Below are 5,546 nucleotides of genomic sequence, written 5' to 3'. Positions count from 1 at the left end.
AGGCACGGTCATAGCCGTCGCACTATCGTGGGGAGCCAATAAAAGCATAATGTGGGCGATAATCCACGGATTTTTAAGTTGGTTATATGTGATTTATTATTTCCTACTGAGGTAAAATTTCATCGGCGGCGCGCCGTTTTACGTGCTAAATTTTAAAATTTGAAGGATAAAAAATGAGCGAAAAAATAAAAATAGCGGTTTTGGGATATGGAAATTTAGGTCGCGGCGTAGAGCTTGCCGCGCGAAATAGCAAGGATTTAGAGCTTTCGGCAGTGTTTTCTCGCCGCGAGCCACACAGTGTGCAAACATACGACGCGCCAGTATTTAGCGTGGATGAAATTTTATCGCACAAGGGCAAATTTGACGTTTTGGTGCTTTGCGGCGGTAGCGCGACGGATCTGCCGACGCAGACGCCCGAGTTTGCGCAGAGCTTTAACGTCGTAGATAGCTTCGATACGCACGCAAAAATCCCAGAGCACTTCGCCGCGGTAGACGCCGCCGCCAAAGCGGGCGGAAACGTAGGCATTATAGCGGTAGGCTGGGATCCTGGGCTGTTTTCGCTAAATAGATTATTTGGCGAGAGCGTGCTAGAAAACGGCAGCAGTTATACGTTTTGGGGTAAAGGCGTGAGCCAGGGCCACTCCGACGCTATCCGCAGGATCGAGGGCGTCGCGGATGCGCGCCAATACACCGTACCGATAGAAAGCGCCTTGGAGCGAGTTCGCACGGGCGAAAATCCAAAACTTAGCACGCGCGAAAAACACCTGCGCGAGTGCTACGTCGTGGCGCAGGACGGCGCCGATAAGGCGCGCATCGAGCGTGAGATAAAAACGATGCCAAATTACTTCGCCGACTACGACACGAGCGTGCATTTTATAGATCTTGCAACGCTTAAAAAAGAGCACGGCGGCATCCCTCACGGAGGATTCGTCTTGCGAAGCGGAGCGACGGGCGAGCGCGGCGAAAACAAGCATTTGATCGAGTTTTCGCTAAAGCTTGATTCAAATCCCGAATTTACTGCAAGCGTGCTCGTAGCCTACGCCCGCGCGGCGTATCGCTTAGCGCAAAGGGGCGAGCGCGGCGCATTTAGCGTATTTGACATCGCTCCGGCGCTTCTTTCGCCAAAGAGTACGGACGAGCTAAGGCGCGAAATTTTATAAATTTCAGGAGGCGTTTAGGCGGAATTACGAACGAGGAAATCTGAGTGATAAAGATAGAGAATTTAAAGAAATTTTACGGCAAAACCTGCGTGATCGACGATGTGAGCTTAGAAGTAAAGCAGGGCGAAATTTTTGCCATCGTCGGCCGCAGCGGTGCGGGTAAAAGCACTCTGCTGCGCTGCATAAACGGGCTTGAGGATTATCAAGAAGGAAGCCTCAAAGTAGAGGGCAGGGAGGTAAGAGAGCTAAGCGCCGCTCAGATCCGCGAGCTGCGCAAAAATATCGGTATGATTTTTCAGCACTTCGCGCTGATGAGCCGCCGCACCGTCGCGCAAAACGTCGCCACGCCGTTAGCATTTTGGGGCTATTCGAATGATCATACGAAGCGCCGCGTCGCCGAGCTTTTGGAGCTCGTAGGGCTTGCGGGTAAAGCAAATGCCTATCCTGGCGAGCTTAGTGGCGGACAGAAACAGCGCGTGGCGATCGCGCGCGCGCTTGCATTAAGCCCTAAAATTTTGCTTTCCGACGAGGCAACCTCGGCGCTTGATCCCAACACCACCGCGCAAATTTTATCGCTTCTGCGCCGCATCAATCGCGAGCTAGGCATCACGATCGTGCTCGTCACGCACGAGATGGAGGTCGTAAAGGGCATCGCGCAGCGAGCAATCCTGCTTAAGGGCGGACGCGTGAGCAACTCGGGCGATATCGTCTCGCTATTTTTGCACCCGGATGAGAATATGAAGGAGTTTTTGGGCGAGGAGGAGGTGCTGCCCGCAAGCGGCGTGAATATCAGGCTCTTTTTCCCGCCCGCGGTTGCGTTTGACAGCGTGATCACGCATATGGCGCGCGCTTTGGAGATAAATTTTAACATCGTCTGGGGCAAGCTTGAGCGCCTCGATAAAAACGTCGTCGGAAGCCTCGTGATCAACGTAGAGCCCGCACACGTCGCGCGCGTGGAGGAGTTTATCAAAAACGCGGGCGTGATCTACGAGATCGTAAGTGAGGATGAGATCAAAAGCTGCGCCGCGATCTAGGTGCGATTTCGCGCACTGTGCGCTTGCGCCGCACTAAATTTAAGGGCTTACGCGGCATAGCGAATTTAAAAGCTCGCGCGATGCCGCAAATTTAAAGACTTGCGTGGCGTTTTAAATTTAATGACCGAGTCGTGGCATTATAAATTTAATCAGTTTCGCCGGCGGTTTAAATTTCTATCTCGCCTCGATAAAGTAAGCTCGGCGATGCGCTGTTGGCGTGCGCTCTGGCTAGCTTTGATTCGCGTTTAGAATTTGACTAGCCGTAGCGAGCGATTTAAATTTCAGAGATCGCGACCGACCGAGCGCATTTAAGCCGCGCCGCGTTTGAAATTACAGGCGTTTAAATTTAAATTTGAATTTTTTCGGAATTTCACACTTACTTCACTTTTGCGGAAGTATAATTCCGCTAATTTCTTTTAAGGAGTACGTAATGAAAAAACTTACTTTGTTTGCGCTTAGTGCGCTATTTGCTGGCACTTTTGCCGTAGCTGCCGATATGGGCATGAAAGATGAGATGAAGGACGCCAATACATCAATGCATAATAGTGCGAAAGAGATGAAAGGCGATATGAAGGATATGCACAAGGATGCTATGAAAGAGGGCAAACATATGAAGGATGAGATGAAAGGCGAAATGAAAAAAGAGATGAAAAAAGAGATGTAGTGAGTAAAATTTTACTCGTAGAGGACGATGAGACCCTTTGCGATCTCATCGGCGAATATCTAAAAGACGCGGGCTTTGACGTATGCGTTTGCAGCGACGCTCAAAGCGCTGCAGATCTTGCTTATGAGCAAAAATTTGATCTTTTTATATTTGACGTAAAGATCCCCAAAGGCGACGGATTCTCACTTTTAAAAGAGCTGCGCAAGAGCGGCGATCGCACCCCCGCGATATTTGCCACCTCGCTAAATACACTTGATGACCTTGAGGTCGGTTTTAAAAGCGGCTGCGACGACTATCTCAAAAAACCATACGAGCTAAAAGAGCTGCTGCTGCGCGTTAATTCGCTCATAAAGCGAAACTTCAGCCATAATTTTGATGATTTTGTAACTATTGACGATGATTTTAAATTTTATTTTGCAAGCAAAGAGCTACGCAGATCGGGCGTGCCCGTCGCGCTTTCAAACAAAGAGCGTGAGCTGCTGGCGCTTTTTTTACAAAATAAAAACAGACTTTTAAGCAAGGATGAAATTTTCTCTGCGATCTATACATTCGACGAGACGCCGAGCGAAGAGGCGCTGCGAACTTACATCAAAAATCTACGCCGCGTCCTAGGCGAAGAGCACATCATAAATCGCCGTAACGCAGGGTATCTGTATGTCTGAAAAGACCGCTTTAACGCTTAAAATTTTATCTTTGTACCTCATTTCAAGTGCGTTGTTTTTAGGATATTTTTTCAAGATAAATTACAGGATGAACGAAGCCGCGCTACTTTCGCACAGGATAAAAGAGCTAAAAGAGATCAAAATGATGATCTATATGAAAGCAAGCATGGACGGGCTGGAATCGCTAGCGGACTTTGAGCGCGAAAAGGGCGTGAGTGCGTGTATATTTAAGCCAAACTCTGATGAAATTTACGGCTGCAGTGGTGAGCTTGGCGCACTTGATAAAGCGAAGCTAAAGGCGGAATTTATAAGTGGCGGAAGGCTAGGAATTTATGAGAATCTGCAAAATATGGAGGAGCGAAACGCCTTTTCCAAGGCTAAAATCATTCTGCTTGGAAGTAGCGTGCAGGGCGAAATTTTAACGCTTCGTATCAAAACAGCAGCGATGATGATAGCGCTTTTGGGCGTGATATTAGCCGTGGCGTTTTATCTGGTGCGGCTAGGCACAAAGCCGCTTTACGATAAGATCGACACGCTAAATCGCTTCATCAAAGATAGTACCCACGAGATCAACACTCCGCTTAGCATCATCTCGATGAGCGTTGAGACAATGCGGCACGCAGAGCTTGGAGAATACAACGCCAAGCGCGTCGCTAATATCGACCTTGCCGCTAAGACGCTTTCGCGCATCTACGAGGATCTCGTGTTTTTGACCTTCGGCATGAAAAAAGAGGGCGAGATTAGCTCGATCGATCTAAAAAGCCTAGTCGCTTCGCGCTGCGAATATTTCGCGCCGTTTATTCAAAAGCGCAGACTTACCCTTAAAACCGATCTTGCGGATGCGAGTATGAACGCAAACGTCTATGAAATTTCGCGCCTGATCGACAATCTGCTAAGCAATGCCGTAAAATACGCAAACGCAGGCGGCTACGTGGATGTACGGCTAAGGCGCGGCGAGCTAGCGATCTCAAATAGCGGCGAGGGGATCGATAGTAAAAAGGGAGGCGAAATTTTCAGGCGCTTTGCGCGCTTTAACTCAAGCGAGGGCGGCTTTGGAATCGGGCTTAGCATCGTAAGCGAGGTCTGCAAAAAATACTCCTTTTCTATCTCCTACGACAGCGTGCCGGGCGAGATAACGACCTTCCGCCTTACGTGGCGCGAATAAAATTTTAAAATTTAGTGAAATTTTAAAATTTGAAAGCGGCCGCTTGCGGTTTAAATTTAATCGTCGCTCGGATGCTTATCGTTTTTGTTCCGCGATATATAAATTCCGCGAGCGATCTTGGATATGAAAAGCGTAATAAAAAGGGTCGCACATGAAAAAAATATCCTCGCGACCGACATCCGGCCAAACAGGCTCTCTGCTTTGAAATTTCGGGAATGTCCGACCATTGCCTGCTCTGTGACAGATGTCGTTTACGGCAAAATCGGCGGTAAAGTAATCCCCATATCCTATCAATATGCCGAAAAAACAGAGCGGCTACATCTTTACGCCCCGAGGTTCCTTCCTGTCGTTATATCCAGCTTATCACGAAAAATCCCGCAAGGCTGATCCGCAATGCCGCGACGTAAAATTCCGCAAGCTGCGTATGCTGGCTGATCTTACCGATCGCGGCGATGTTTGGAAAAAAACCGCTTCATAAATTTGACGAAGTCCGCGCATGCCGCGCTTATGTCTAAAATATTTTCAGGCAGCATGAATACGCTAAGCGCCGTGATCGCGAGCAGCGCAAAAACCGCCGCGTAAAGTCGCCCGAAAATTTAATAAATTTCGTATCGGGATACGGCGCTCTTGCTCTTGCGCGCCTTGAGGATTCGGCAGATCGCTCATCGTTCGCTCTTTTAAAAATTTGCGCGGTAAAACTCGGCTTGCGCTAAATTTTAAAATTTTATGCCTTATCGTTCGGTAAAATTTCACGACGAGGACTTGCTTTGGAATTTTTACGGTCAAATTTGAAATAAAATTTATTAAATTTAACCGAGCAATGCTTTCTTACAAACAAAGTCTCGCCGCCTTTAACGCGTA

6 protein-coding genes are annotated in these 5,546 nt (G+C 48.3%); all 6 read left to right on the top strand.

What is annotated here, in order from left to right; genetic code table 11:
- Positions 1 to 173 precede the first annotated feature (173 nt).
- Entirely contained in the window at positions 174 to 1,160 is a 987-nt protein-coding gene (locus Q0140_RS07185; protein WP_297963319.1) for a diaminopimelate dehydrogenase, read from the top strand.
- Between the two features lie 44 nt (positions 1,161 to 1,204).
- On the top strand, positions 1,205 to 2,194 hold the full coding sequence (locus Q0140_RS07180; RefSeq protein WP_297963317.1) for a methionine ABC transporter ATP-binding protein: 990 nt from the start codon (positions 1,205 to 1,207) through the stop codon (positions 2,192 to 2,194).
- 430 nt (positions 2,195 to 2,624) lie between these two features.
- On the top strand, positions 2,625 to 2,858 hold the full coding sequence (locus tag Q0140_RS07175) for a hypothetical protein (protein WP_005870662.1): 234 nt from the start codon (positions 2,625 to 2,627) through the stop codon (positions 2,856 to 2,858).
- Positions 2,858 to 3,520 (top strand): response regulator transcription factor, encoded by a 663-nt coding sequence (locus Q0140_RS07170; RefSeq protein WP_297963315.1) that lies wholly within the window; start codon positions 2,858 to 2,860, stop codon positions 3,518 to 3,520. The genes Q0140_RS07175 and Q0140_RS07170 overlap by 1 nt, the downstream gene beginning before the upstream one ends.
- Entirely contained in the window at positions 3,513 to 4,685 is a 1,173-nt protein-coding gene (locus Q0140_RS07165) for a HAMP domain-containing sensor histidine kinase (RefSeq protein ID WP_297963313.1), read from the top strand. Before Q0140_RS07170 ends, Q0140_RS07165 begins: the two co-directional genes overlap by 8 nt.
- A 456-nt stretch (positions 4,686 to 5,141) precedes the next feature.
- Positions 5,142 to 5,267 (top strand): hypothetical protein, encoded by a 126-nt coding sequence (locus Q0140_RS07160; RefSeq protein ID WP_297963310.1) that lies wholly within the window; start codon positions 5,142 to 5,144, stop codon positions 5,265 to 5,267.
- Positions 5,268 to 5,546 lie beyond the last annotated feature (279 nt).

Source organism: uncultured Campylobacter sp. (genome assembly GCF_938045405.1).
Taxonomy (GTDB): domain Bacteria; phylum Campylobacterota; class Campylobacteria; order Campylobacterales; family Campylobacteraceae; genus Campylobacter_B.
Note: the sequence above shows the minus strand (reverse complement) of the source record. Positions and strands in the feature narration are given on the sequence as shown.